At 39.0% G+C, this 23,882-nt stretch carries 27 protein-coding genes; 5 read left to right on the top strand and 22 right to left on the bottom strand.

Annotation, left to right across the window (positions count from 1 at the left end; translation table 11 throughout):
• Positions 1 to 7: 7 nt before the first annotated feature.
• The 9 genes from bshC to AC6CH1_RS02060 all read right to left on the bottom strand — a co-directional run bounded on the left by bshC (position 8) and on the right by AC6CH1_RS02060 (position 7,284).
• Positions 8 to 1,624 (bottom strand): bacillithiol biosynthesis cysteine-adding enzyme BshC, encoded by a 1,617-nt coding sequence (gene bshC, locus AC6CH1_RS02100; RefSeq protein ID WP_498316212.1) that lies wholly within the window; start codon positions 1,622 to 1,624, stop codon positions 8 to 10.
• 109 nt (positions 1,625 to 1,733) lie between these two features.
• Positions 1,734 to 2,129, bottom strand: a complete 396-nt coding sequence (locus AC6CH1_RS02095) for a DUF3397 domain-containing protein (RefSeq protein WP_498316211.1) — start codon at positions 2,127 to 2,129, stop codon at positions 1,734 to 1,736.
• Positions 2,126 to 3,019 (bottom strand): ketopantoate reductase family protein, encoded by an 894-nt coding sequence (locus AC6CH1_RS02090; protein WP_427711062.1) that lies wholly within the window; start codon positions 3,017 to 3,019, stop codon positions 2,126 to 2,128. Before AC6CH1_RS02090 ends, AC6CH1_RS02095 begins: the two co-directional genes overlap by 4 nt.
• Before the next feature lie 69 nt (positions 3,020 to 3,088).
• Positions 3,089 to 4,627: an acyl-CoA carboxylase subunit beta gene (locus AC6CH1_RS02085; RefSeq protein ID WP_498316210.1), complete on the bottom strand. Its 1,539-nt coding sequence runs from the start codon at positions 4,625 to 4,627 to the stop codon at positions 3,089 to 3,091.
• A 17-nt stretch (positions 4,628 to 4,644) separates the two neighbouring features.
• Positions 4,645 to 4,857: an acetyl-CoA carboxylase biotin carboxyl carrier protein subunit gene (locus AC6CH1_RS02080; protein WP_079524997.1), complete on the bottom strand. Its 213-nt coding sequence runs from the start codon at positions 4,855 to 4,857 to the stop codon at positions 4,645 to 4,647.
• A 134-nt stretch (positions 4,858 to 4,991) separates the two neighbouring features.
• Positions 4,992 to 5,378: a transcriptional regulator gene (locus AC6CH1_RS02075; RefSeq protein ID WP_251689519.1), complete on the bottom strand. Its 387-nt coding sequence runs from the start codon at positions 5,376 to 5,378 to the stop codon at positions 4,992 to 4,994.
• Between the two features lie 255 nt (positions 5,379 to 5,633).
• Entirely contained in the window at positions 5,634 to 6,398 is a 765-nt protein-coding gene (locus AC6CH1_RS02070) for an enoyl-CoA hydratase/isomerase family protein (RefSeq protein ID WP_251689521.1), read from the bottom strand.
• 155 nt (positions 6,399 to 6,553) lie between these two features.
• Complete coding sequence (rpmF, locus tag AC6CH1_RS02065) at positions 6,554 to 6,727, bottom strand: 50S ribosomal protein L32 (protein ID WP_008403415.1); 174 nt, start codon at positions 6,725 to 6,727, stop codon at positions 6,554 to 6,556.
• A gap of 23 nt (positions 6,728 to 6,750) precedes the next feature.
• Positions 6,751 to 7,284 (bottom strand): YceD family protein, encoded by a 534-nt coding sequence (locus tag AC6CH1_RS02060; protein WP_498316209.1) that lies wholly within the window; start codon positions 7,282 to 7,284, stop codon positions 6,751 to 6,753.
• 184 nt (positions 7,285 to 7,468) lie between these two features.
• Here AC6CH1_RS02060 and AC6CH1_RS02055 point away from each other — a divergent pair, with 184 nt between their 5' ends.
• Positions 7,469 to 8,677, top strand: coding sequence for a nucleotidyltransferase (locus AC6CH1_RS02055; protein ID WP_427711069.1), 1,209 nt, complete (start codon positions 7,469 to 7,471; stop codon positions 8,675 to 8,677).
• On the opposite strand, the gene AC6CH1_RS02050 is transcribed toward AC6CH1_RS02055, so the two are convergent.
• A complete protein-coding gene (locus AC6CH1_RS02050; protein WP_251689525.1) occupies positions 8,674 to 9,723 on the bottom strand; it encodes a SepM family pheromone-processing serine protease in 1,050 nt (349 codons plus the stop codon). The genes AC6CH1_RS02055 and AC6CH1_RS02050 overlap by 4 nt on opposite strands.
• Before the next feature lie 208 nt (positions 9,724 to 9,931).
• On the opposite strand from AC6CH1_RS02050, the gene AC6CH1_RS02045 reads away from it, so the two are divergent.
• A complete protein-coding gene (locus tag AC6CH1_RS02045; RefSeq protein ID WP_251690040.1) occupies positions 9,932 to 10,810 on the top strand; it encodes a hypothetical protein in 879 nt (292 codons plus the stop codon).
• Between the two features lie 126 nt (positions 10,811 to 10,936).
• Here AC6CH1_RS02045 and coaD read toward each other — a convergent pair whose 3' ends face one another.
• From coaD to AC6CH1_RS02030, 3 genes are read right to left on the bottom strand one after another with little or no spacing between them, the layout of a single operon-like run.
• The gene (gene coaD / locus AC6CH1_RS02040) at positions 10,937 to 11,422 is read right to left on the bottom strand and encodes a pantetheine-phosphate adenylyltransferase (RefSeq protein WP_251689527.1); all 486 of its coding nucleotides are present in this window, start codon (positions 11,420 to 11,422) and stop codon (positions 10,937 to 10,939) included.
• On the bottom strand, positions 11,419 to 11,991 hold the full coding sequence (rsmD, locus tag AC6CH1_RS02035) for a 16S rRNA (guanine(966)-N(2))-methyltransferase RsmD (RefSeq protein ID WP_427711653.1): 573 nt from the start codon (positions 11,989 to 11,991) through the stop codon (positions 11,419 to 11,421). Before rsmD ends, coaD begins: the two co-directional genes overlap by 4 nt.
• Before the next feature lie 43 nt (positions 11,992 to 12,034).
• Positions 12,035 to 13,444 (bottom strand): RNA polymerase II, encoded by a 1,410-nt coding sequence (locus AC6CH1_RS02030; RefSeq protein WP_251689529.1) that lies wholly within the window; start codon positions 13,442 to 13,444, stop codon positions 12,035 to 12,037.
• Between the two features lie 55 nt (positions 13,445 to 13,499).
• On the opposite strand from AC6CH1_RS02030, the gene AC6CH1_RS02025 reads away from it, so the two are divergent.
• Complete coding sequence (locus tag AC6CH1_RS02025) at positions 13,500 to 13,889, top strand: DUF7147 family protein (RefSeq protein WP_251689531.1); 390 nt, start codon at positions 13,500 to 13,502, stop codon at positions 13,887 to 13,889.
• Between the two features lie 7 nt (positions 13,890 to 13,896).
• Here AC6CH1_RS02025 and AC6CH1_RS02020 read toward each other — a convergent pair whose 3' ends face one another.
• Positions 13,897 to 14,169, bottom strand: a complete 273-nt coding sequence (locus AC6CH1_RS02020; RefSeq protein ID WP_008403430.1) for a YlbG family protein — start codon at positions 14,167 to 14,169, stop codon at positions 13,897 to 13,899.
• 276 nt (positions 14,170 to 14,445) lie between these two features.
• Between AC6CH1_RS02020 and AC6CH1_RS02015 the strand changes: the two genes are divergently transcribed.
• Entirely contained in the window at positions 14,446 to 15,354 is a 909-nt protein-coding gene (locus tag AC6CH1_RS02015) for a glycerophosphodiester phosphodiesterase family protein (protein WP_340800302.1), read from the top strand.
• Between the two features lie 42 nt (positions 15,355 to 15,396).
• Here AC6CH1_RS02015 and AC6CH1_RS02010 read toward each other — a convergent pair whose 3' ends face one another.
• Genes AC6CH1_RS02010 through AC6CH1_RS02000 form a run of 3 tightly spaced genes read right to left on the bottom strand, consistent with a single transcriptional unit; the run spans position 15,397 to position 18,499 of the window.
• Positions 15,397 to 15,843 (bottom strand): YlbF/YmcA family competence regulator, encoded by a 447-nt coding sequence (locus AC6CH1_RS02010; protein ID WP_251689535.1) that lies wholly within the window; start codon positions 15,841 to 15,843, stop codon positions 15,397 to 15,399.
• A 48-nt stretch (positions 15,844 to 15,891) separates the two neighbouring features.
• Entirely contained in the window at positions 15,892 to 17,391 is a 1,500-nt protein-coding gene (locus tag AC6CH1_RS02005) for a UDP-N-acetylmuramoyl-L-alanyl-D-glutamate--2,6-diaminopimelate ligase (RefSeq protein WP_285848812.1), read from the bottom strand.
• 58 nt (positions 17,392 to 17,449) lie between these two features.
• Complete coding sequence (locus AC6CH1_RS02000) at positions 17,450 to 18,499, bottom strand: CAP domain-containing protein (protein WP_498316208.1); 1,050 nt, start codon at positions 18,497 to 18,499, stop codon at positions 17,450 to 17,452.
• Between the two features lie 148 nt (positions 18,500 to 18,647).
• Here AC6CH1_RS02000 and AC6CH1_RS01995 point away from each other — a divergent pair, with 148 nt between their 5' ends.
• Positions 18,648 to 19,004, top strand: a complete 357-nt coding sequence (locus tag AC6CH1_RS01995; protein WP_008403436.1) for a YugN family protein — start codon at positions 18,648 to 18,650, stop codon at positions 19,002 to 19,004.
• 84 nt (positions 19,005 to 19,088) lie between these two features.
• Here the strand turns inward: AC6CH1_RS01995 and AC6CH1_RS01990 are convergent, their stop codons facing one another.
• The 5 genes from AC6CH1_RS01990 to AC6CH1_RS01970 form a co-directional block, all read right to left on the bottom strand.
• Positions 19,089 to 19,550: a DUF420 domain-containing protein gene (locus AC6CH1_RS01990; protein ID WP_251689541.1), complete on the bottom strand. Its 462-nt coding sequence runs from the start codon at positions 19,548 to 19,550 to the stop codon at positions 19,089 to 19,091.
• A gap of 86 nt (positions 19,551 to 19,636) precedes the next feature.
• On the bottom strand, positions 19,637 to 20,548 hold the full coding sequence (ctaG, locus tag AC6CH1_RS01985) for a cytochrome c oxidase assembly factor CtaG (protein WP_498316207.1): 912 nt from the start codon (positions 20,546 to 20,548) through the stop codon (positions 19,637 to 19,639).
• A 412-nt stretch (positions 20,549 to 20,960) separates the two neighbouring features.
• On the bottom strand, positions 20,961 to 21,308 hold the full coding sequence (locus AC6CH1_RS01980) for a cytochrome C oxidase subunit IV family protein (RefSeq protein ID WP_251689544.1): 348 nt from the start codon (positions 21,306 to 21,308) through the stop codon (positions 20,961 to 20,963).
• 1 nt (position 21,309) lies between these two features.
• A complete protein-coding gene (locus AC6CH1_RS01975) occupies positions 21,310 to 21,936 on the bottom strand; it encodes a cytochrome (ubi)quinol oxidase subunit III (protein WP_251689546.1) in 627 nt (208 codons plus the stop codon).
• On the bottom strand, positions 21,936 to 23,876 hold the full coding sequence (locus AC6CH1_RS01970) for a cytochrome c oxidase subunit I (RefSeq protein ID WP_498316206.1): 1,941 nt from the start codon (positions 23,874 to 23,876) through the stop codon (positions 21,936 to 21,938). Before AC6CH1_RS01970 ends, AC6CH1_RS01975 begins: the two co-directional genes overlap by 1 nt.
• Between the last annotated feature and the right edge of the window lie 6 nt (positions 23,877 to 23,882).

Below are 23,882 nucleotides of genomic sequence, written 5' to 3'. Positions count from 1 at the left end.
TTGTTTTTTATAAGGTAATAAGTTGGTGTTTCATGGAAATACTCATAGGTAACTCTAATAAATCATCAATCAGCTTTTCCCCATAGGTATTTAGAAATAAATAAGGGTTGTACAAGCGCTCCTGGTAACTATGATTTGGATACAATAGCGACTGGATCGTTTTGTATTGGCGAATTGCAACTTCATGCTTTTCTATATTTTGCTGTTCCAGTTTCGAGCGTAAATATTGGAATTGACGTTCATGGTAATTTTTATTCTTCTCCAATAAATCTTCTACATGATAGTTACCATGCTGCAGATAGCTCGTCAGCTGTTCATACTGCTCTTCCATCTGTTTTTGCATTTGCTCAATTGCGCGCGTTACTTGTTCGTCTTTCACACTTTCCACAAATTGCGTTAAATGATCATCAACCTTGCCTGTCAGCACATCCGTTACAGACAGCTCTTTTTGTTCCATTAATGCATCAACTTGACGTGTTACAAGCGTAATGCTGAGCCTTGGTGCAAATATCGGCATTTGCAGTTGCAACGTATCAAATGCAGGTTTTAATGTAGCCCAATAAGCAAGTTCACCAGGACCGCCAACAAAAGCCAGTACCGGTAGAGCCATTTCCTGCATTAATGGTCGGGTAACAACATTATTACTTAAACATTCAGGAGACTCATTCGCAATAGCCACTAATTCCTCTTTTGAAAAATTCGCATGGGCTGAGCCATTTTTAAAATGGTCGCCCCTGCGCTCCAGCAGAAACCGCTCGCCTTCTTTAATGTAAAATAAATTCGCATTTTGCTCCGTAGCCTCGATAGGCATTGCATAGCCTTTCTCGGCAAGCTTTCTTTCCTGCGCTACAACACCTGTTGCAATCGATTCGTTGTTTTCAATCAATTGTACAAAATAGTTTTTTTGATATTGTCTAAATGGCCCATATGTTGCATCCAGCATTAATAAGCCGTGCTTTTTAAATAAATCTTTCATCAGCAGCGTAAAGAAATCTGTAAATGTTTCGCTATTTTCTGCATGATTCAAAACATTGTTCAGTAAGTCTGCTGTATGTTCTGTTTCACCAAAATCTTTAAATACATTTAAAATAAACTGTTGTAGCGCTTCTTTATTCAATTCTGTAGTCGAAGCCATTTTCTTCAGCTTAGAACGTTCACTGTATCCTCGTTTTTTCACTTCGCCGTTCGCCATTGTGTACGTATGATTGATCTCTTCTATGTCGTGATCTTCACCCGCAATCCAAAACATTGGAACGACCGGTGCATTTAGTATTTCTCTTTGTTGTTCCGCCAGCAGAATAACTGTAATCGCTTTATGAACAGAATAGAGAGGTCCTGTCAGCAAACCAGCTTGCTGACCACCTACTACAACTACAGCACCTTGTTCAAGTTCATCTAAATGATGCGCCGTTTTTTCCGAGATGCCATACTGCTCCATATAACTGCGTATAATTTGAGCAAGCTCTTTCGAACGATATGAACGATTTTTTAAATAGGCAAAGCGTTGATCAAAAGCTCCCTCATTATATTTATATTCAAAAAACGAATGGATATCGGCATTCTCCGACCAATAGTCCGCTAATAGCTTATTCGTTACTGGTGAATTTATTTGTTCTAGCTCCATGAAAATTCTCCTCTACTTCTCTTTACTCAATTTTGAAAATTACCTTTATCACTGCGTTGCTTTATTTTTCTCCGGATACTAGTTTACAGTAAAAGAAAAGTCTAGCCACCTAATCAACCATCATAAACATCATAACTGAATGGGTAATTCCAACGATCCAAATTATAAAATAAGTGATGCTGAACAATAAAAAGTAAAAGCGCCAAACTTTTTTCAGTAATGGCTTTACTTCAATTTCTTTTTTCGTTCGCCAATCAACATATGTAAAAACAATCGCAATTACGAGTACGATAATTAGCATCGGCATTAATATACCAATATTCCATAGTCCTTGTAACGCAATTGGTATCGAAAAAAACAAAAGAAATGTTGTAATATCCGCCGCCATGCCAATCGCCTTATGTTTTTTTATTCGAAGCTTACGGCATATGAGCAGCACAGTGATAAAAGCAATAATCGGACATACAATAATTGCTGCCACCAAATATTGAAAAAATAATATCACAGTTGTTCACCGCTCTCTTCAAATGCTTTCACTAGATGATAAAGTGTTTGTAACACAGGTAATTCTTTCTCATTTTGCTCCGCTTTTTTTAAAATCGCTCCCGCTATCGTATCAATTTCGGTTTTGCGATTTGCGAGACGATCCGCCAGCATAGACGATGTATTTTCTGCAGTTCTTTCACAAAGTGCAACAACTTGTTCAAATTGGAACGATTCTTTAAATTGCGGAAATGCCGTCATGAGTTCGTTATATAAATTATTCAATAATTGCAATGTATAGCTATGCGTTATTAGCTGTCCATTTTTCACTTGCAAAATCGCGGTTAACGGATTGATAAAACAATTCAGCAGTGCTTTCTCCATCAGCATCGTTTCGGCATCCTGTTCAAATACAATCGGCAGTCCGGACGATGAAAGTTCGTTCAGGAAATCAAACTTGCTGTGATCCCCTTTTGCTACAGCAACTTTCATCAAACCTTCCCCTTTATGGGCGACATGATTCTGCGACAGTTTAAGAGCCCCGAATTGAACCGAGCTAAATGCAATATGGGCTTTAGTTAATGCAAGAGCTTCCTCATAATGCGCTAAACCATTCTGCAAAAATAATAACGGAATAGATTCCTTTACATGCTCCATACTTGCATACACTTCATAAAGTTGTCCATATTTTACAGCTACAATGATTAAATTCGCATCATTTGAAAGTGCCGAAATATATTTAACGTTGACGGTCGTAACAGATTGATTCAAATTTGTTCTAGCAATCTGAATGTCCTTAAATACAGTTTCCTCTGCAGGTTTCCCGACAATGTACACATCCATATTCTTTTCAGCAAAATAGCTTGCTACTAATAAACCAACTGCACCTGCACCAATGATTTCAATTCGCATTATATTATACCTCAAATTTATTTCGAATTAAAAAGGTCTGCCTTCAAGACAGACCTTTAGCTAAATTTATTATACTGGATATACCGGATGTTTTCGATATGGTAAAACAATTTGTTTCGAATTATAGTAATTAAAGCGTTGAATTAATGTATGTCGCAGTTGATTTGGTGCGACAATATCATCAATTACCATTTCGGAAGCCAATTTGTATAAATCGATTTCTTCTTTGTATTCTTCGATTTTTTGTTTCACAAACTGCATTCGCTCTTTCGGATCTTCAATCGCCTCAATTTTATTTGAATAAACAGCATTTACAGCCGCTTCCGGACCCATTACTGCAATTTGGGCAGTTGGTAATGCAATGACTGCATCCGGTTCAAATGCCGGTCCGCACATCGCATAAAGGCCAGCTCCATACGCTTTACGAACGATAACTGAAATTTTCGGTACTGTTGCTGAACTCATCGCCGAAATAAATTTCGCACCATGTCGAATAATGCCCGCCTTTTCTACTTTTGTACCGATCATAAAGCCCGGTACATCCGCTAAAAATAAAAGCGGAATCGAGAATGCATCACAAAGCGTAATAAACTTCGCCGCTTTGTCGGCAGAATCGATAAACAATACGCCACCTTTTACTTTCGGCTGATTGGCAATAATTCCTACAACTTGCCCATCAATGCGGGCTAGCCCTGTTATCAGTTCGGAAGCAAAAAGCTTTTTAATTTCAAAGAAGCTGTCTTCATCAATCAGCTTTTCGATACATTCATACATATCAAATGGTGCATTTTGATTTTCCGGAATAATCTCTTCCAGCGTTCTCCCGCTTTTCGGTGCCTTCGTTTCATCAATCGGCGGGAATTCTGCAAAGTTTGCAGGGAAATAACTGATATAACGTCTCGCCTCACGTATTGCCTCTTCTTCGTTTGCAGCCAATACATCTCCACAGCCGCTAACGGTACAGTGCATACGCGCTCCACCCATTTCTTCGAGCGAAACTTTTTCACCGATTACTTTTTCAGCCATTCTCGGTGATCCTAAGTACATTGAAGCATTTCCGTCCACCATTATAACGATGTCACAAAAGGCCGGAATATAGGCTCCTCCTGCAGCAGATGGACCGAATAAAATACATATTTGAGGAATCATTCCGCTCATACGTACTTGATTATGGAAAATCCGGCCTGCCCCTCGTCGCCCAGGGAACATTTCAAGCTGATCTGTAATGCGCGCCCCTGCAGAATCGACTAAGTAAAGCATTGGTACTTGCATCTTTTCCGCTGTTTCTTGAATACGGATTATTTTTTCAACTGTTCGCGAACCCCATGACCCAGCTTTGATAGTAGAGTCATTTGCCATAACGCAAACGGTTTGACCATCAATTTGCCCAATAGCTGTTACAACGCCATCTGCAGGCAAATCTCCGGCCTCACAATTTGCAAAACGGGCATCTTCCTCATAAATTCCATCATCAAATAATTGTTTCAAGCGATCCCGGACAAAAAGTTTATTCGTTTCTTTTAACTTTTCGTGATATTTTGGTTGCCCGCCCGCGTAGATTTCTTCTATTTTTTGCTGTAAGTGCTCGTTATAAGTAGGCTGTGTCATTATCTTTCCTCCATCACTTAAGCTAATTCTACTAAAATATCATTCTCTTCAACAAAATCTCCTTCAGCAACAGTAATTTTTGCTACTGTCCCATCCGCTTCTGCCTCGTGCGGGATTTCCATTTTCATCGATTCCAAAATGATGAGTGTTTGCCCTTTTGTCACACTGTCCCCTTCTTTAACACTTACCTCAAATACTGTCCCTGCCATCTGTGCTTTTACTTCTGCCATGCAAAAGGCCCCCTTGTTAGAAGATATTTGCGCTACTCGCGCTATGTTTCTACTTCTATTGTAAGTAGCCTTAAAATTAATTACAATTATTTTCTCGAAAAATTATTTTATTTCTATTTATAGTTATTTTTTCTTTAACTCGGTTTCCCTTTCGTTAAGGCTACGCCTTGTTGTAACCACTTCGCAATTTTGTCGTACTCTGATTGTAATTCCGAATATTTCATTTCTAGTTCGTTATAAGCTTCTGTCAATTCTTCAAAACTAGATAACGCCAACTTTAAGTGACTGCGCATCAACTGCTTCGGGCGCTTTCTGACGCTGTTCAAAACCTGTCCATACTGCGCCCGCAATGTTTTATTCCAGCGAAAGCCGCAAGCTTGCTTCGTCCGGTTTAATTCCTGTGCTGCCTGCTCAAAAGCTTCTAGTTGTGTACGTCCGTTTTGAACTGTTTGAATCACAATTTCAGCTAACTTTTCATCATCTGCAATTGTCCATTGATCTTTCCTTCTTTTTTGCTCCACAGTTGCACCACCTCATATTTTTTACTACTATATGCCATGATGAACAAAATAGACTTAAAAACAAAAAAAGTTACGAGAAAAATAGTTTTCATCGTAACTAGGGGAAGTTGATTTTCAGTGCGGTTCAGTGGCCAACACGATGTTGGTCACAAATACGCTATTACAGAAAGGAACGATTTTAGTATTCACTCCATCTCCCTTCATTCCCATCAACAGTCTTCATATAAATTATTAGCAAAGCAATCTGTTAACGGATTACTTTTTCTTCTCGAGGAAATTCTGTACTGCTTTGTGGTGGGCTTCGGATTCCCAAAGCTTTGCACATAGTCCGATTTCTTCCATCACTCGCTCGTACATATTGCGCTCACGCCATTTTCTTAATTCAATTTCTTTATACGCCTGGTGGACAGAAGGATGGATTTTTGCCATATGCTCAATGAATTCCTCAAGAGCCTGCTCTTTCGTTCCTTCAATATAGACACGCATCGCCCAACCAATTTCATATAACGTTTGCGCGTCATATGGTTTTGCATCTACGAGCATTTTTAATGCACGGTCATGGCGCAGACCACGTTCAAACAAATAAGTTCCTCCACCCCATCCAGACGTAATCGCCAGTGTCCCTTGGATGAATCCGGCTTTTGCATGTGAGGAAATCAGGCGAAAATCGCAAGCTGTTGCAATTTCACAACCCCCTCCTACAGCCGTTCCGTTTATTAAAGCAATTGTCGGTACAGGCAATGTCGCTAAATCATATAAAATATTCCCCATTTTACTCAGCATGCCAAACGCTTCTTCTTCCGTTTCCAAACTATGAAACTCTGACAAGTCCCCGCCCGAACAAAACGATTTATCCCCGGCACCTGTAATAACTAAGAAGCGCACATCATTATGTTCTTTTATGTATGTAATAACTTCCTTTAAACCATCCATCACCGCGTAGTTTATAGCATTTCTTTTTTCTTCGCGATTAATCGTAAATGTTAGAATCCCATCTTCATTCTGAATTAAGTAATCCACTTGCCCATCCCCTTTAGTAGTTATTTCGATATATCAAACTATTCTAATAATAGTTGAGCGCTATTGTTTTGACAATGCTTCTATGTAAAAACAGAAAAAAGACTAGTTAAGAGCCATGGTCTCTTAACTAGTCTTTATATAGCGCAAATACTGAATTATTTCGCTACTACTTCTTTACCTTTGTATTGTCCGCAAGCTTTGCAAACACGGTGAGATAGTTTAGCTTCTCCACAGTTTGGGCAAGCTACCATACCAGGTACAGATAGTTTGAAATGCGTACGACGCTTTCTTTTTGCAGTTTTAGAAGTTCTTCTAAATGGTACAGCCATTGATGGCACCTCCTTACAGATATTTATTCATCTGTTTGATCAAAATACTTAGCTAAAGCAGCCAGTCTTGGATCCAATTTTGGTTCGTCAACTTCCTTAGCATTTTCTACATCTTCATCCGTTGAATAGTCCCAGCCTTTACCGCCTTGCACTTGTCCTTCGGTATTCTCTTTGAATACTTGCAACGGTACTTCCAGAAGAATTAATTCCTCCAGGACTGGTTTCATATCAACAACGTCACCATCAACATAATGGATTTCGCTCTCAACATCCCCGCGATTTCTTTCATCGGTCCAACTGAAAACTTCTACCGTTTCAATGTTCACAGGATATTCAACATCTTCCCACGTGCGTGCACATGGAAGCGTCAACGTAGTGCTAATCGTTAATTGACAAGTCATTTGCGATGCACCAAAAGTACAAAGCCCTTTTACATGAACGGGTGAAACGTTACGTATATCGGTGTTACGATTTTTTACTTCATCCAACTGAACAACTGTATCAATCGGCATTCCGTCTTTTCGAAACTTTGATAATTGATGAATTGACCATTTCATTCGTTAATCACCTCGAGACAACACTGTTTATTATATAGCCCATAAAAAAAGATGTCAAGATAATTTCTTGTCACTATTACAAAACGTGCTTATAATCAAATTAATTCTAACATATTGCATAGATACATTCATTTCGAACGTATTGATGCGAACAAAAAACTATTTTAGCGTAAGGGGGAAGTTTATGCAAGCCGTCGGTATAGTTGTTGAATATAATCCATTTCACAATGGCCATCTGCATCACGTAAATGAAGCAAAACGCACAACCAACAGTGATGTTGCGGTTGCTGTTATGAGCGGTCAATTTTTACAGCGAGGAGAGCCCGCACTCGTCGACAAATGGCATCGGACAAAGATGGCACTCGCAAGCGGAGTTGACGTCGTAATCGAACTTCCTTATATTTTCAGCACCGCTCAGGCAACAGGTTTTGCTTCAGGTGCTGTACAACTATTGGAAGCAATGCAATGCACGACATTAGCATTTGGGAGCGAACAAGGAAGCATCACACCGTTTCTCAACACTTATCACTTAATTGAAAGTAACCGTACACTCTATAACTCCATTATTAAAGAAACAATTCAGCAAGGCAAAAGCTATCCGCAAGCTCTTTTTACGGCATATGAACAGCTTAAACAACTTTCCCCGAATGCATACATTGATTTAGGGCAACCAAATAATATACTAGGCTTCCATTACGTCGAAGCAATGGAGAAGCTACAGACGGTTATGAGACCTGCTACCATTCAGCGAATTGCTGCAGGATATCATGACGCGATAGATACAGACAGCGAAATTGCCAGCGCTACCGGGATACGTCAGGCATTGTTCAGCGGTAAGTCTCTCGAGCAGGTTACACAATATTTACCCGAGCCAAGTATTGATCAACTTGGACAATGGCAGGCAGAACATGGTCGTTTTGCAAGCTGGGAAGGCTTTTGGCCGCTTTTACAGTATGCTATTTTAAGACATACCCCACAGCAGTTAAAACTGTATGCAGACGTATCAGAAGGGCTTGAAAACTCACTCATAAAATATGCAAGAACGAGTTCGGACTTTGAGGAATTTATGAACGCATTGAAATCGAAGCGCTATACATGGACAAGACTCCAGCGAATGCTGACACATATTTATACAGGCGTCACGAAAGAGCAGTTGCATGCCTATTCAAGCCCTACATATATTCGGATATTGGGCATGACATCTGCAGGGCAACAATATATTTCAAGTATTAAAAAGTGCCTTTCCCTGCCGCTCATCAGCCGAGTTGCAGCTGTCAGTGATCCTATATTGGCCATCGATCTGCACGCTACGCAAATGTACCAATTAGGCATACAGCAATTTTCAAATAAAAAAATAGACGAAGATTATAAAACTCCGCCTATTCGCTATTAATTTTTCGGTTGTAGTTGATTTAGATAATTCAGAGCATCGTCTATTGTTTTAACAGGAATGACTTTCATGTCGGAATCAATGGCTTTTGCTGTTTGGGCTGCCACCTCATAATTTGAAGTAATGCTTGGGTTATACTCAAGCATTTCTTTTGTAATTTCGTCATCCGGTGCAAAGAAAATATCAACGCCTTCCTTATCCGCAGAAACAACTTTTTTCTCAATACCGCCAATTCGACCTACCGTTCCATCCTCCAGCATTTCACCGGTACCTGCAATTTCATAGCCTTTTGTTAAATCTTCATCGATTAGCTGATTTAACAGCTCTAATGTAAACATTAATCCGGCAGACGGTCCGCCAATATCTTCTGTTTTGACGGTAACTTTCGGATCGGTTTTGATTGACTTACTTTCTGAATAGGTAATACCGATACCAATACGCCCTTCAGAACCGGGTATTTCTTTAATCTCCAGCGTTTCGTCAATAAGTTTATCCTCACGTTTTACAACTAGATTAATCGTATCTCCCTTTACTTTCGGCGTAATGAGAGTAAGAAACGTTTCCAAACTATCAATACGCTCATTATCCACTTCCACAATTTCATCTCCCGGCTTTAAATGTCCGTCTGCAGCACCATCTGCAAGCACATTCAATACATAGAGTCCTTTGTACGTCACTTGATAATCAAGCCCTGCGCGATTGAACGCTACATACGTTGCGTTAAACTGGGAGTCCGTCATATATTTCAATTGCCGAACATTATACTCTTCGTCATCCTCTTCCTCTTGGCGTACATCTGTTAATTTTACAATATCATAATAATCCGCAACAGCTGCCATTGCATAAGTTAACGGAGTTGCCTGCCCCATTGCAACGGTCGTCATATAAAATGAACCTTCATCATCCCGGTCCCCATTTTGTATCGCCAAAAATTCGCTTACATTATATGTACCACCCGGTTTTGTAATATAATAATCCAACCTATAGAAAGACAAACCCATTAATATAATTAGAAACAGACCAAATGCTATTTTCCCTTTATTCCCCATTTTTTAGACTCCTCTATAATTAATCGATTTCGCATTGGCGTAATTGTATCAGGACTAATTTCTGTCAGCTACCAAATTATAAGACGGTTTTATGTCAAAATTCGTTCCTTAAAAATTACATGCCGATTAGTTGAAATACTAATTTAAACTTCAATTGCATACAATTAGTGTAGCATTTGAACGAGCGAATGACAAAATATTGAAAAGGATGAAAAATATTTGGACAATCCTTTTATGTATCACATTAATTAGTTTATTATTATTTTTCCCGGAAATGACACATGTAGGTGCAGACATTGGTGTATCGCTATTTATGGAAGCTTTATTTCCATATTTACTGCCGTATTTAGTATTGACAACATGGCTTTTAAAATTGACGCATTCTTATAATAATTCACCCTTTATCGTTTTTTTACAAACTTATGGAATTAGTGCAATCGGAGGGTATCCTACAGGTGCTGCTACAATTACGCAACTCGTGAAACGTAATTCAATCACAAAGCAGCAAGCCGCCTATTTGCTCGGCATTTGCCATTGTCCAAGCCCGCTTTTTTTATTCGGCTTTGTCGGAAGCGATTTATTAAACTCTACAACATTCAGCTGGCAATATTTAATTTTATTACATAGCTTTTCATTTATTTTACTGATTGCCGTATATAAATTTTCTCCTCCGCTTTCAAAAGAAGTGCATAGAACACCTAAAGACCCGACACCATTTACGTCAAGTATCAAGGAAAGTGCCCCTACAATATTAATTGTGGCAACAACGATCATTTTTTTTACGACGATTTACCAAGTGTTTCTACATAGTGTCGAAATGGTTTTTAAATCAATTCCTACCTATTTAGAAATTGGAATTGCCAGCTTTCTTGAAGTGACGAACGGGTTACATTTGCTTCACCAGCAACTATATGGCGACATGCTCATATTTTTCACTGTCGTATTTTTGACAACTCAGAGTTTAAGTATTCACCTGCAAGTAATCGTAATTGCCCGATCTGCCAATATTGCGATTCGGCCATATATTTTCACACGTGTTGTTTACAGCATCGTCATTCCAATATTATTTTTCCTGCTGTTTTTGTAGAATAAGTATTTTAATGAAGTCCGTTAATTACCGTTACGGCCAGACGCTTTGTTACGGGTACAGTTCCAGTGTGAATACAGAAAAGAGCTTCTGTGTAAGGGCGTTATCCTTCACAGAAGCTCTTCTTTATTTGGCAAATTTTTCGTTTAGTGCTTTTTCAACATGAGCTGGTACGAGTTCACTTACTTTTCCGCCGTATTTGGCTACTTCTTTAACGATGCTTGAACTTAAGAATGAATACTGATTTTTTGACATGATGAAAAATGTTTCAATATTTTCATCAAGCACTCGGTTCATCGAAGTAATCTGCATTTCATATTCAAAGTCGGAAACTGCGCGTAAACCACGTACAATGGCTTTCGCTTTCTTTTCACGGGCATAATCGATCAGCAGTCCCGAAGAAGTTTCGATTTGAATATTCGGCAAATCTTTTGTCACTTCTTTAATTAAGGCTGTTCGCTCTTCAATTGTAAACAATGGTTTTTTAGCTGAGTTATTTAATACTGCGACATATACTGTGTCAAAAACATCGGCTGCCCGACGAATGATATCAATATGACCATTCGTAATCGGATCAAAACTTCCAGGTACTACTGCGATTTTTTCTGTCAAACGGTTTCTCCCTCTTCCTCTTCATGACGATAAATTGAAATGATCGTACTGCCGTATTCTTCTTGTCTTACTAGGTTAAAGCGGCCGTAGTTTTCCGGCAATGTGACTTCAGTTGAATGTTCGCACATAATAATTGCGTCATCCGCCAGCTTCCCGCCTTCAACAAGTGTTTCGACTAAATCATAATATTCTTTTTTGTGATAAGGCGGATCCAGAAATAAATAGTCAATGACAATATCTCTTTTTAATAAAGCCTTCACCGCACGCGTCGCATCTGTCCGGAAAAGTTCAGATACATCCCCATAACGGCATTTTTTTATATTTTCCTGAAGCACTTGAAAAGCACGGGCATCTTTCTCGATAAACAGCGCATGATTTGCACCGCGACTTAGTGTTTCGATCCCTAGCCCGCCACTCCCGGCAAATAAATCAACCGCCAAACCACCATTAAAGAATGGCCCAATCATATTAAAAATGGATTCCTTTACTTTATCTGTTGTCGGTCGTGTTGTATTTCCTGTAATCGCCTTTAAAGGCATCCCTTTTCTATCTCCTGCAACAACGCGCATGATTTTCACCAAACTTTCCTACTACATCGTGTTCGTAATTTTTTTAAGGAGCCGAAATATTAATTCGGTCTTCCGTCTTTTCAATTTCAACTATAAACAAACGCTTTAACCATGATTCTTCAATGAAATATTGGCCCGCAACTTGTTTAACCGGTAAAGATGCCGTATCATAGCGTCGCTGATTAAATACATAAAAACCAGGTTCATTTGGGAATCTGAATTCACGCGTTTCACTTACTGCATAATACCCATGTTTTCCTATACTTACATCATAACCGATCGATTCCAGCAGCAAATCTGCCCCGTACAATACTTCGCCATCCTTTAATACAACTTGAACGGCAGGCTGCTTTTCCGAATTGACGTAAAGATTCCGTGAGTCATTATATAAAAACGGATAGGACTTTTCTGATTGTGCATTCATTGAAATATATTTCGTAGAAGCTCCCAATACTTCAGACAGCTCCTTGTCGAGCAGTTCTCCACTGATCTTTTTACCTTCCAATGCCCGTAAACGTTCTCGCCAATCCGTCAGTTGCACATCCGTTAGTTGGGCTGTAATTGTTGCAGTGACTTCTTTTGTTTTCTCGCCACCAAATACCGTACCCGTCAAAAATGATGCCATTAATTCTTTCAGCCAATACGGACTGTCACCAAAATCATAGGATTCTTCCAGTTGTGAAATCAGGACATTCCGCTGCACTTTCGCCACCGTTACATTAGGCACAAAAAGCATACGGAACCCATCGATCCCATCTATATTTGTACCGTTAATGATTGCAAGATGTTCATCGCTTAAAAAGTTGACTTTTTCAAGCTTTTCATAAAATGCTGTTTTTAATGGGGTTCTTGAATAAATGGAAACAACGCCCGCTTCATTTTGCAGCGCAAAGTCCCCATCTTGCCAAAACAGATCTTTCACCGCGCCTTCCCCACTAAACATTGAATAGTTGACAAGTGACAAATTTTGCTCACCGATTAACGGCAAACCTGTTACCCACTGCCCTTTCACTTCTTTTTCAGTGGAAATATGCACCGTAGAGAACTGAACATCACCGTTTTTTAATGTAGCAAAGACATTTTTCATAAGCTTACGAGACTGTAAGCCGTTCTTTAATGGAATGACATAGGAAATCGATTGTGCCCGTGTTTCTCCGGCTTCAAACTTATTGGAATCTTCACTTAAACGTGCACAGCTATGTTCATTTTCTATAAAACAATCAGGATTAATGGATGCTTTCGGCCATTCAATCGTCAGTTCCTCATTCGGCAAATTTTTGAAATGCTGGCGAATGTCCAAGCTTTCGCCATGATACACGATTTCAATTTCCTGAGAATAACGATAGCCTTTTTCAGTCGAGTCCACTTTATCCGAATAAACTTGGAACTGCATAAAAAGTATAGTTCCGATTAGTATCGTTAAAAATGAAAAAATACTAACGGCAATTTTCAAGTGCCTGACCTCCTGCATCATGTTACTATTATAAAGAAAGGATGTGCTAAAAAAAATGATTCAACAATTTATCGAACTCGGTCAAGGCTATGGCGATATATATGAGCTTTGCGAACTGGTAAAAACAAATGAGCATCGATTCCATAATGCATTTATTTTCACTGCAACTCATGATGGCAATTCAGTCGCTTCAATAGCCGTGGCTTTTAAACCATCAGGTGAAAGCAAATTCATGCCAATATATATTTGCCGCGAAGGGATTCCATATAGCGAGGAAAAACTGTCAAAGCGAATTGAGATATTTAAACAAACGATTCAAGATGTTAAGCAGCAAGAAAACATTCTTGAAATTAAACACTCATCTGTTTTTTCGGAAAAAAATCAATATTATCAATACTTAATTGGTATTTTGAGATTAAATCGTTACATACCACCGATGCAATAAGTAAAAATTATAAACCTATTTTATAATCATACTCTTTTGCTTTATCCGGCTTTGCATTTTCAAATTCATTTTTAACAAATGGACGGTACGATTCAACAACGTCTTTCACAAATGGAAGGCGTTGTATTTTATTTTTCAATGTTTCGATCTCGTCTCGATTACAATAAATCACAACATATTTTAATCTCCTGGAGATGAAATTTACGTGACCATACTTTCTTAACGACTTCGCATGTTTTAATTGATGAACGTATATAATTAAACCTTGTCTTTCATTCATGGAAAACTCCCCGTTTCTTCATAAAAAAATTTATATTCAGCTAAATCATGCAACAAATTCCTGTAAATTTCCTCAGTTTCATGCCGTCTTTTTCACTAAAAGCATACCAAATGTGCAAATTGTTAGCAACAGAGTTTAGACAGTTCCACTTCTTTTCCGTTATAATGGAAAATAGTAGAGTGAGATATACACTTCATACTATTTTAAGCTTTCAAAACTCATTTATTGCACATAGCTTTCAACGAAACAATGTACGGTTAGAGGAGGACGAATTTAATGGGTAAGAAAACAAAAGTAGCTTTAGCAATCGCGGCGGCTAGTGCGGCGGCATGGGCAGGAACAAAAGCGATTTCAAAGCCGCAAAAACGTGAATCAAAAGAAGCATTACAATTTGAACGTCCAATTATTATCGCACAACATGGAGGCGCGGGTCTGGCACCTGAACATTCGTTACTTGCTTTTGAACGAGCAGCGGAAATCGGTGTGGATGGCTTTACAGTAAGTGTCCGCCTTTCAAAAGATGAAGAAATTATCGCTTTTCATGATGCAACGGTAGACCGCACAACAAATGGCTCTGGCTTTATTAAAGACTTTACATTTGAACAATTAAAAGAACTCAATATCGGCTATAACTTTGAAGATTTAGAAGGTGCTTTCCCTTACAGAGAACAGCATATACTGGCCGTGACATTACGCCAATTAATCGAAACTTATCCAGATAAACTATTTATCGTAAACATTCAAGATAGCCCAGACACATATGAAGGTAGTTTAATGCCTTCTAAACTATGGCGTTTAATCGAAGAATTGAATATTCAATACCAGGTCATCGTTACAAGTCCGTATAGCGAACAAATCGACCGCTTCAACTTATATGCACAAAACCGTATCGCTCTTGGTGCCGGTGAAGGCGACATTAAAAAGGCGATGACTTCATTCACAAGTCAATTCGGTCATTTGTATCACCCAAAAGTAGATTTGTTCATCGTTCCATTAAAACAAGGTGTTTTCAATTATGATTCACCGCGCTTTGTTAAGTTTTTATCGGAACTTAATGTACCGACGATTTACAGCGACATTGATGATCTCGTAACAATGAACCGTGTCATCCGACAAGGGGCAATGGGAATCGTGACCAACCGTCCGGATATCGCAGAAGTACTCATTCAAAAAGTATCGCAATAACAAGAAAAGCTCCCGAAATTTTTCGGGAGCTTTTTTATTACATTAAGCTGAACACGAACAACCGCCGCCTGTACCGCATCCGCTGCCACAAGAAGAGCTGCTTGCAAAAAACGGGTTGCTTACCGGAACTTTTACAGCTTCCGAAACAGAATGGCCGATGAGCAGGCTGATTTCATCAAGTAAATCCTGAAATTCATTCTCCGCCACCTTAAGTGCCGCAATTTGTTCATTCATATCGATCAGACGCTTTTCTGTTCGAATTTTTTTCATAATTATATTGTAATCAGGATGATATTTGCCAAAGCGTTGTACATCCTCATATTGGTCTTTTAATCGTTGAAAGGCCATAATTTGTGCGCTTAATTCCGCATCCTCGTAGACTGCCTTTTTCGCAAGACGAAGGTTTTCGGCTTGCTCAGAGGAAAGGATCATCGCATTTAATTCATCGACCTCATCTAAAATAAAAACCCAATCAGAAGTCATGAGCATTGTTTATTCCTCCAATCTCACTTTATCATAACAGAATTGAAGGGAAAATCAATGATTGTTCAACCGACGTTTTTCCAATTGCCTTACCATCTCCCGAACAAATACTAAATCGGAAAAGTATTTTTGTTTGTCTCCAATTTGCTGTGTTTTTTCATGACCTTTTCCTAGCAGTACGATTGTATCGCCTTCTTCCGCATAATTAAGTGCATGTTCAATCGCTTCTTTTCGGTTGAGACACTCAATATACTCCTGTGAAGAAGAAAAGCCTTCACGAATCTGCTTATTGATCTGTTGCGGACTTTCACTGCGCGCATTATCTGTCGTTAAAATAATATAATCCGCATATATCGATGCGATCATTCCCATTTTCGGTCGTTTTGCCTTGTCTCGGTTACCACCGCAGCTAAACATGACAATTAGCCTGCGCTTTGTATGTTTTTTTAATGTTTGCAAAATCATTTTCATCGCATCCGGTGTATGGGCATAATCGACAACGATCGATAAGCCTAACTGATTTTGCACATGCTCAAACCGCCCTTCAGGCAATTCTAAATTCCCGATTGCTTTGCATATGTTAATTAACGGAAAATCAAGCTGTGCAACACAGCTTATCGCTGCAAGCACATTGCTGCATTGATAATCCCCCACTAACGGTATGTTCACTATATGCTTCTCTTTCTTATGCTGAATACAACAAGTTGTTGATGCTGGTCCGTCAACTAGCGTTTGGAAAAAGTAGTCGACATGGCTCCCCTTGCCGAAAAAAATACGCTTGCCTTTCGTCGCCAAACCTATGGAACGACAAACACTGTCATCACTGTTTATAATATTTTTTTTCGCCAAGGTCGATAAAATCTGTTTGGATAGTTTGTAGCGTTCAAAACTACCATGGTCTTCAATGTGATCTTCTGTCACATTCAAGAAAATACCGATATCAATATCACAATGATCCAGACGGTGCTTTTCCAGACCAATGGACGAAGCTTCCAGAACAACGTAAGGTACATCAAGACGGATTGCTTCTTTAAACAAAAATTGAATATTTTTCGCCTGTAATGTTGTCAATGCTTCCATTTCCGGATAACATTTTTCCTGGTCGATAAAAACACCGTTCGTACCGATTACCATAGTGCGCTTATCTAACTGGTTTAGAATTTGTCCGATAAAATGCGTAACAGTTGTTTTGCCGTTTGTGCCTGTTACCGCAATCACGGTCAATGCTTCTGCGGGGAAATTATAAATTTTTGCACTCGCATAGGCGATAAAACTCAAACAATTCGGTACCCAAATAATCGGTACAGGTAAATCGGCTTCATTAAAGTAATTTTCATCATCTACTACAATTGCTGCTGCGCCCTTCTCCAAAGCGCTATCAATATACGAAATACCACTCGACTTATTTCCCTTCCTGGCGATAAAAGCATCTCCAGGCAAAATAAGATTCGCATCGTCTTCCACTCGTTTTATTTCCACTCTAATGGAGCCCTTCATAGTGCACGGCCAATCTTTAATCAATTCTCCAATTTGCACGGTTTCACTCCTTACCATACTTTATGAAGACAAAAAAAAAACGCTACATATCGCAACGTTTAATTTTTATTTATTTTTATTTTTGTTTCACATACAGCTGTGTATAGTAATTCATAAATGCTCCAGAACCGATATGCGTAAATTCTTCATCCGTAAGCAATGTGCGATGTTCTTTCGAGTTCATCCAGCCGTGAATCACCTCAATGGCATCTTTATAATTTGTTGCCACATTGACACCATGCTGCTCATAACCCTGCTGCATTTCATTCAACTGGTCTTCAATCTTATATTCATCATCTGTCACTTGAGAATCCATCATCCCTATAAACATACGTTCACTATTATAATCCGCCAAGGAAGCGAGCGTATCTGATGGGAGTAAAGCAGGCAATCCAAATTGCACACGCAAGGAGTTTGCCAAATCCGTCAATTGTCTCCGGTTCGCCAAATTAATATCAATTTGCATATAGCTGGAAGGGGTACTTGCTTCAAAGAGCTCTCCTATAAATTGCATTTCATACGGCTTATGTAATACGAGTGTTTCCCCATCGAGAAAACGGACACTGTATAATTGATTCGTTTCATGATCAATGTATAATTGCACATACAGATTATCATATTTTACTAGAATGCGATCATGTAAATCTTGTTCATTCATTGCAAATATATAAATATTCTCCTCGAGTTCAACTGTTATTTCCTGCCCCAATACTGTCGTACGATAAATATCGTCCAATGGCTCACCGATTACAAACGGTGTGATATCAAATTCACCATTATTTGTATAAATCTGATTTACTCGATCTTCCTTCATACCGACCATTAACAGCCCATTGTCTGTCTCGTAAATCCACCATTCGTACCCATATTCCGTTGGATCGATTCGCTTCGGAGTACTATATGTTTCCAATACTTCCTTCGATGTTTTCCCTATTAGTGTAGAAATACCGGTAGCTGGTCGCGGAAGAAACTGTTCAGTCGGCATGGAAGGTTCCAGTTCGACTACAGGTTTCGTAATGCTTGGCGGGCCTTCCAATAATTCGGTTTGAGAGGATTCTTCATTTGAATAATAAAGAACAATCCCGATGCAAGTTGCAATAATTAATATGCGAAATAAAACTTTCATTAAAATCCTCCACCATTATTTTGGGTAGTATAATTATACCAATTTTGGACACTATGACACAATGTTGTCATTGCATCGATTACCATTTTGTTCTATTATTAGAATTGACCGTAAACTTATGTACGATAGGCAAAGGGAGGATAAAGAAATGTATTTTGAAAACACACAACTCGAACATGTTAAAGTTGATCAAGAAGTTTTAACGACAGTAATGGGCAAATTCGGTTTAGAGTGCCACGGTGCATGGGACTATGACCGAATGACATTTGACCGCTGCTATGATGTACGTGAAGGTCGTTTTTATTTACGTGTTTTTTGTAATGCAGTATCGGGTGATGTAGGTGCACATAATGCAACTTTAAATATCAACAAACCTGCAATTGGAAAATACTATTATCCACACGGTGTTGAATACACAGATGAGGTATTCCCGGGACATCTTGTAAAAGAGTGTGAAAAAGTACTGGCAGATGTTCGCAGAGAGCTATCAGCATACGGTATTTAATCCCTTTAAAAGCTGGCAACCCAACCCAGCTTTTTTTATTTGCCAAAAAAGCTCCCTATATCTAAATATAGGAAGCCTTCAAATTTAAAATCCTAAAATTGCTTTAAAGACAGACGTCGTTTCGCCGCCTTCATAAATAACATAAAGCAGTGAATATACAATAACCCCAGTAATCGCTACGAAGAACCAAATAATACTTGTAATCGCACCAATTTTGCGGTGTAATTTCAGCTTTGATTTAAGACCCGAAATTATACTAGTCAGACCGAATACTGCCCCAACTGTTGCTAATGTAATATGGAAAACTAAAAAGACTGTGTAATATATTTTTAGCTCATCCGGTCCACCGAAGGCCGTATTACCAATGAACACAGTTCGTGATACATAAATGATAAAGAATGCCAGTGCCGAAACACCCGCTGCCAACATTACTTTTCTATGTGCTTCCACATTTTTCTTCGCGATCAATACCCAGCCAATTGCTACGAGCACTGCACTAAGGACAATAAACGTCGTGCTTATAGTGGGTAATATAGGTAAATTCATTTTCAAATCTCCATTCTTACTTAATCTATCAATATGAACAACATTACTATGTTGATTGCTCCATTTGTACACAGTTTAACATCTTATTAGTACTGTGTTCTATTTTGAAACTCTTTTAAAGCATTATCTGTAATTTCCTGCTGATTTGAACGCTCTGTATTCCACCACTTACGGAAAATTTTAAATAAGATAACGCCAAATATAATTTCCTGAATAATTTTCATCAATACTCCGCCAACCTGCTGATCGCTCAATAAATCCATACTTGAGAACAACTCCGGACCAGATAATGTAAGTCCTGATAATGTAGAGGAAGGAACACATAATTCCATCGCCTTCAGCCACATGTCACTATCACTGTATGTACCGTACATTGGGCTCGAAGCAAATATAATAAGCGCACAGGCTGGTGTTATTAACACTGCATTCGAGGCAATATACGCCAATTTAGTCATATTCTTCATTTCATGCTGTCCATCAACATTATTCAATAATGGCCAGTACATAAAAATAGCTGAAATAAACAAAATCGCTGTATAAGCCAGGTGGTATATTTCGTTTAATTTAATCGTGTCAAATACAGATGGTAAATGATATACCGAAAATAAGCCAATAAAGACGATAATCGAAACGAGCGGTTTTGTAAAAATTTTAAAAATTGTCCGCATAACAGGTGCTTCCACAACGACTTTCCAAACCCACCAAGGAATTCCTTTAATAAAGAATATCGGCACTAATAATAATAAAAATGCCATTTGCGTCATATGCATCGTAAACATAATATGACCAAGCAAATCAATTGGAGATCCTTTAATTATATAAAAAGAAATAATTCCCAGTACAAAATAAGCTGCTTCACTTTTCTTTAACGGTTCACTCAATTTAAACTTATCTCGCCATGTAACAGTCAGTAAAAAATAGAAAGCTGTTACAAATAGTAAACACCCGAATAAATATGGGCTCCATAATGCTTGAAAACCGAATATACTTATTGGCATATGACCATGCTCCTTTAAACATCAGTAAGTTTATTATAGATGGCAATTTCTCCAACATCAATGAAAGAACTATGACAATTGCTTGAATCAAACATGTATTTTACATATAGGTTAGACCGTACATTATTTAATATGAAGCTAAGTCAACCTTCCCATCTAATTAAGAAGGTTAATTTCCATGGTGGGTGGACGCTTTCCGTGGGCATTGGGACTCGTCCCTATTAAGTAGATTTTCCGCTAGGCGCTTGTGTCTTTTGCTTTCGTCATAAATTTAAATTTGCTGATTCTCAGGAGTCTGCACCTTCCGCTCAAACTCCCAAATTTCTTATGTAACTATATAGCTCACTTTGCAAACATACCTATAAACAAAAAACGTCCCCAGCATTTGCTAAGGACGTCAATTGTTATGCGTTTAATTCCCCCACCAAATAATTGTCGTAAACGCCAGGAAGAACGTGAACGCGATGAAGGCTGCACTCCAGATGAAGAACTCAATTACACCAACCATATGTGTTGTGCGATCTTCCAAGTGCATAAAAGCATAAAGTTGCAGTACTACTTGTACTCCAGCCAATAATAAAATAATCGGAATGATAAATGTTGGAGCAAAGTCAGCCAGTACAGCGGCAAATGCGATAAAAGTCAAGAAAATCATGATCGCAAAGTTTACTACTTGTTTACGCATATGCGCTTTGGCATGTTCTCTGTCATATTCGAATTGTGCCTGAGTACGTACTTCTACATGAGTTTCGTGTCCCATTTTATCCAACCACTCCCATCAGATAGACTACTGTGAAAATGAATACCCATACAACGTCAATGAAGTGCCAATACAGTGAAGCTGCAAAGAACTTCGGTGCGTTGTATAGGTTCAATCCACGGCTACTATTGCGGATGATTAATCCCGTAATCCAAACTAAACCGATAATAACATGCAAACCGTGCATCCCTACGAGCGTAAAGAACGCAGAAGAGAACGCCGATTGTGTATAACCAAACCCGATGTGTATATAGTGCTGGAATTCATAGATTTCCAATGCAAGGAAGCCTAACCCTAATAAAACTGTAATCCCCATCCATGTACGAACACCGGAATAGTTAAAGTTTCTCATATGGTACATCGCATATACAGAAGTTAATGAAGATGTTAATAATAACATTGTCATTACAAACGCCAACGGTAATTCATAAAGTTCCTTTGCCGAGAATTCCATCCCTGCCGGACCGCTATCTTTAAGCGCGATATATGTAGCAAATACACTCGCGAATAATACTGTATCCGATGCCAGGAAAATCCAAAGTCCAACTAACTTGTTTTTCCCTTCTAAAGTAGCTTGTTCAGGGTGTTTCGGCCAAGTTTGTGGAGTAAATTTTTGATTAAGATCCATTACTTGTTACCCCCTTTATTACCTGTTGCACGGTAGTGAGCTAAATCCGCTTCCACCTGTTCAATTTCAGAAACTGTTACGTGGAATCCTAAATCGTCTTTGAACGATCGGATGATCATACATGCAATTGTTAATCCTAGACCACCAATAATCAATGCTAAAGAAATGGCAGGTGTTGTTCCTGTCGCTGTACCAGCCTGAACTTGATCTCCCCATGGGCTGTATAGAGCACCAAATGCGGCAATCATCATTCCGATTGACATAATAAATGGCAGAATTGAATTATTTGGCATATGGATTTCACCTAACGGCTCAGCATAAACCATACCTTCTTTGTTGCCTTCTTCTTTTTCAATCCAATAAGGATCATAACCACGAATTAGTGGTGTTTGTTTAAAGTTATAGAATGGCAGCGGTGTTTCAAGCGCCCACTCAAGTGAACGACCATCGCCCCAGTAATCACGGCGGTTAACCGGTTCTGATTTAATCGATAATATTGCATCAATTACTAATAATACTACCCCGATTCCCATCATAATAGCACCGATTGACGAGATAAAGTTGAAAAAATCCCAACCTTGACCTTCCATGTAAGTGAATACACGACGTGGCATACCCATTAATCCTAAGAAATGCTGGATGAAGAACGTTAAGTGGAATCCGATAAAGAACATCCAGAAAGTAATCATTCCCAGTTTAGGATTTAATGCACGGTTAAACATAATTGGCCAGTAGAAATGCGCTGAACCGAATAAACCTGTTACGATACCACCTACGATTACGTAGTGGAAGTGCGCTACGATAAAGTATGAATCATGCAGCTGATAGTCAAGTGGTGCAGTTGCCTGCATTACCCCTGTAACCCCACCAGCAACGAATGAAGGAATAAATCCAAGTGCATACAGCATCGGTACCGTTACTTTAATCGAACCACCCCAAATTGTAAGGATCCAGTTGAAGACTTTCATCCCAGTCGGAACAGCGATCGCCATTGTAGCAACAGCGAAAATGGCGTTCGCAGTAGCACCTAAACCAACTGTGAACATGTGGTGGGCCCATACCATGAACCCTAAGAAACCGATTAAAATTGTAGCGAATACCATTGATGAGTATCCGAATAAACGTTTACGAGCGAAAACCGGAATGATTTCCGAGAATAAACCGAATGCCGGCAGTACTAAGATGTATACTTCAGGGTGACCGAAAATCCAGAATAAGTGCTCCCAAATAATTGTATTACCACCCATTGTATGATCAAAGAAGTTTGCCCCAAACATACGGTCAACTAACATTAAGAACAATCCGCCAGTAAGTGGAGGGAATGCGAATAAAATTAGTGAACTTGCTACTAAAGTCGTCCAAGTGAATAAAGGCATACGCATGAACGTCATACCAGGTGCTCGCATCGTAATGATTGTTACGATGAAGTTAATACCTGAAATTAACGTACCTGCACCCGAAATTTGCAGACCAAGAATATAGAAGTCAATACCGTGGCCCGGTGAATATAAAGATAATGATGCATAAGAAGTCCAACCTGCATCAGGTGCTCCACCTAAAAAGAATGAAAGGTGAAGGAATACTGCACCAATAAAGAATAGCCAAAATCCTAATGAGTTTAAGAACGGGAATGCAACGTCACGCGCTCCAATTTGAAGTGGTACGACCGCATTCATAAAGGCAAATATTATTGGTGTTGCTGCTAAGAATAGCATCGTTGTGCCGTGCATTGTTAATAGTTCGTTAAATAGGCCTGCAGAAATGAATGTACTTTCAGGGAACATTAATTGGATACGCATCAGTAACGCTTCAAATCCTGCAATTGCGAAGAACAGAGTACCGGCTGCTAAATACATGATTGCGATCTTTTTATGATCGACCGTTGTTAAATAGTCCCATACATGTGCTCCAAAGCCCTTTTTCTGTGTAACAGAGCTCACACCTTT

It is taken from the genome of Solibacillus sp. GQ1 (assembly GCF_059758555.1).
Note: the sequence above shows the minus strand (reverse complement) of the source record. Positions and strands in the feature narration are given on the sequence as shown.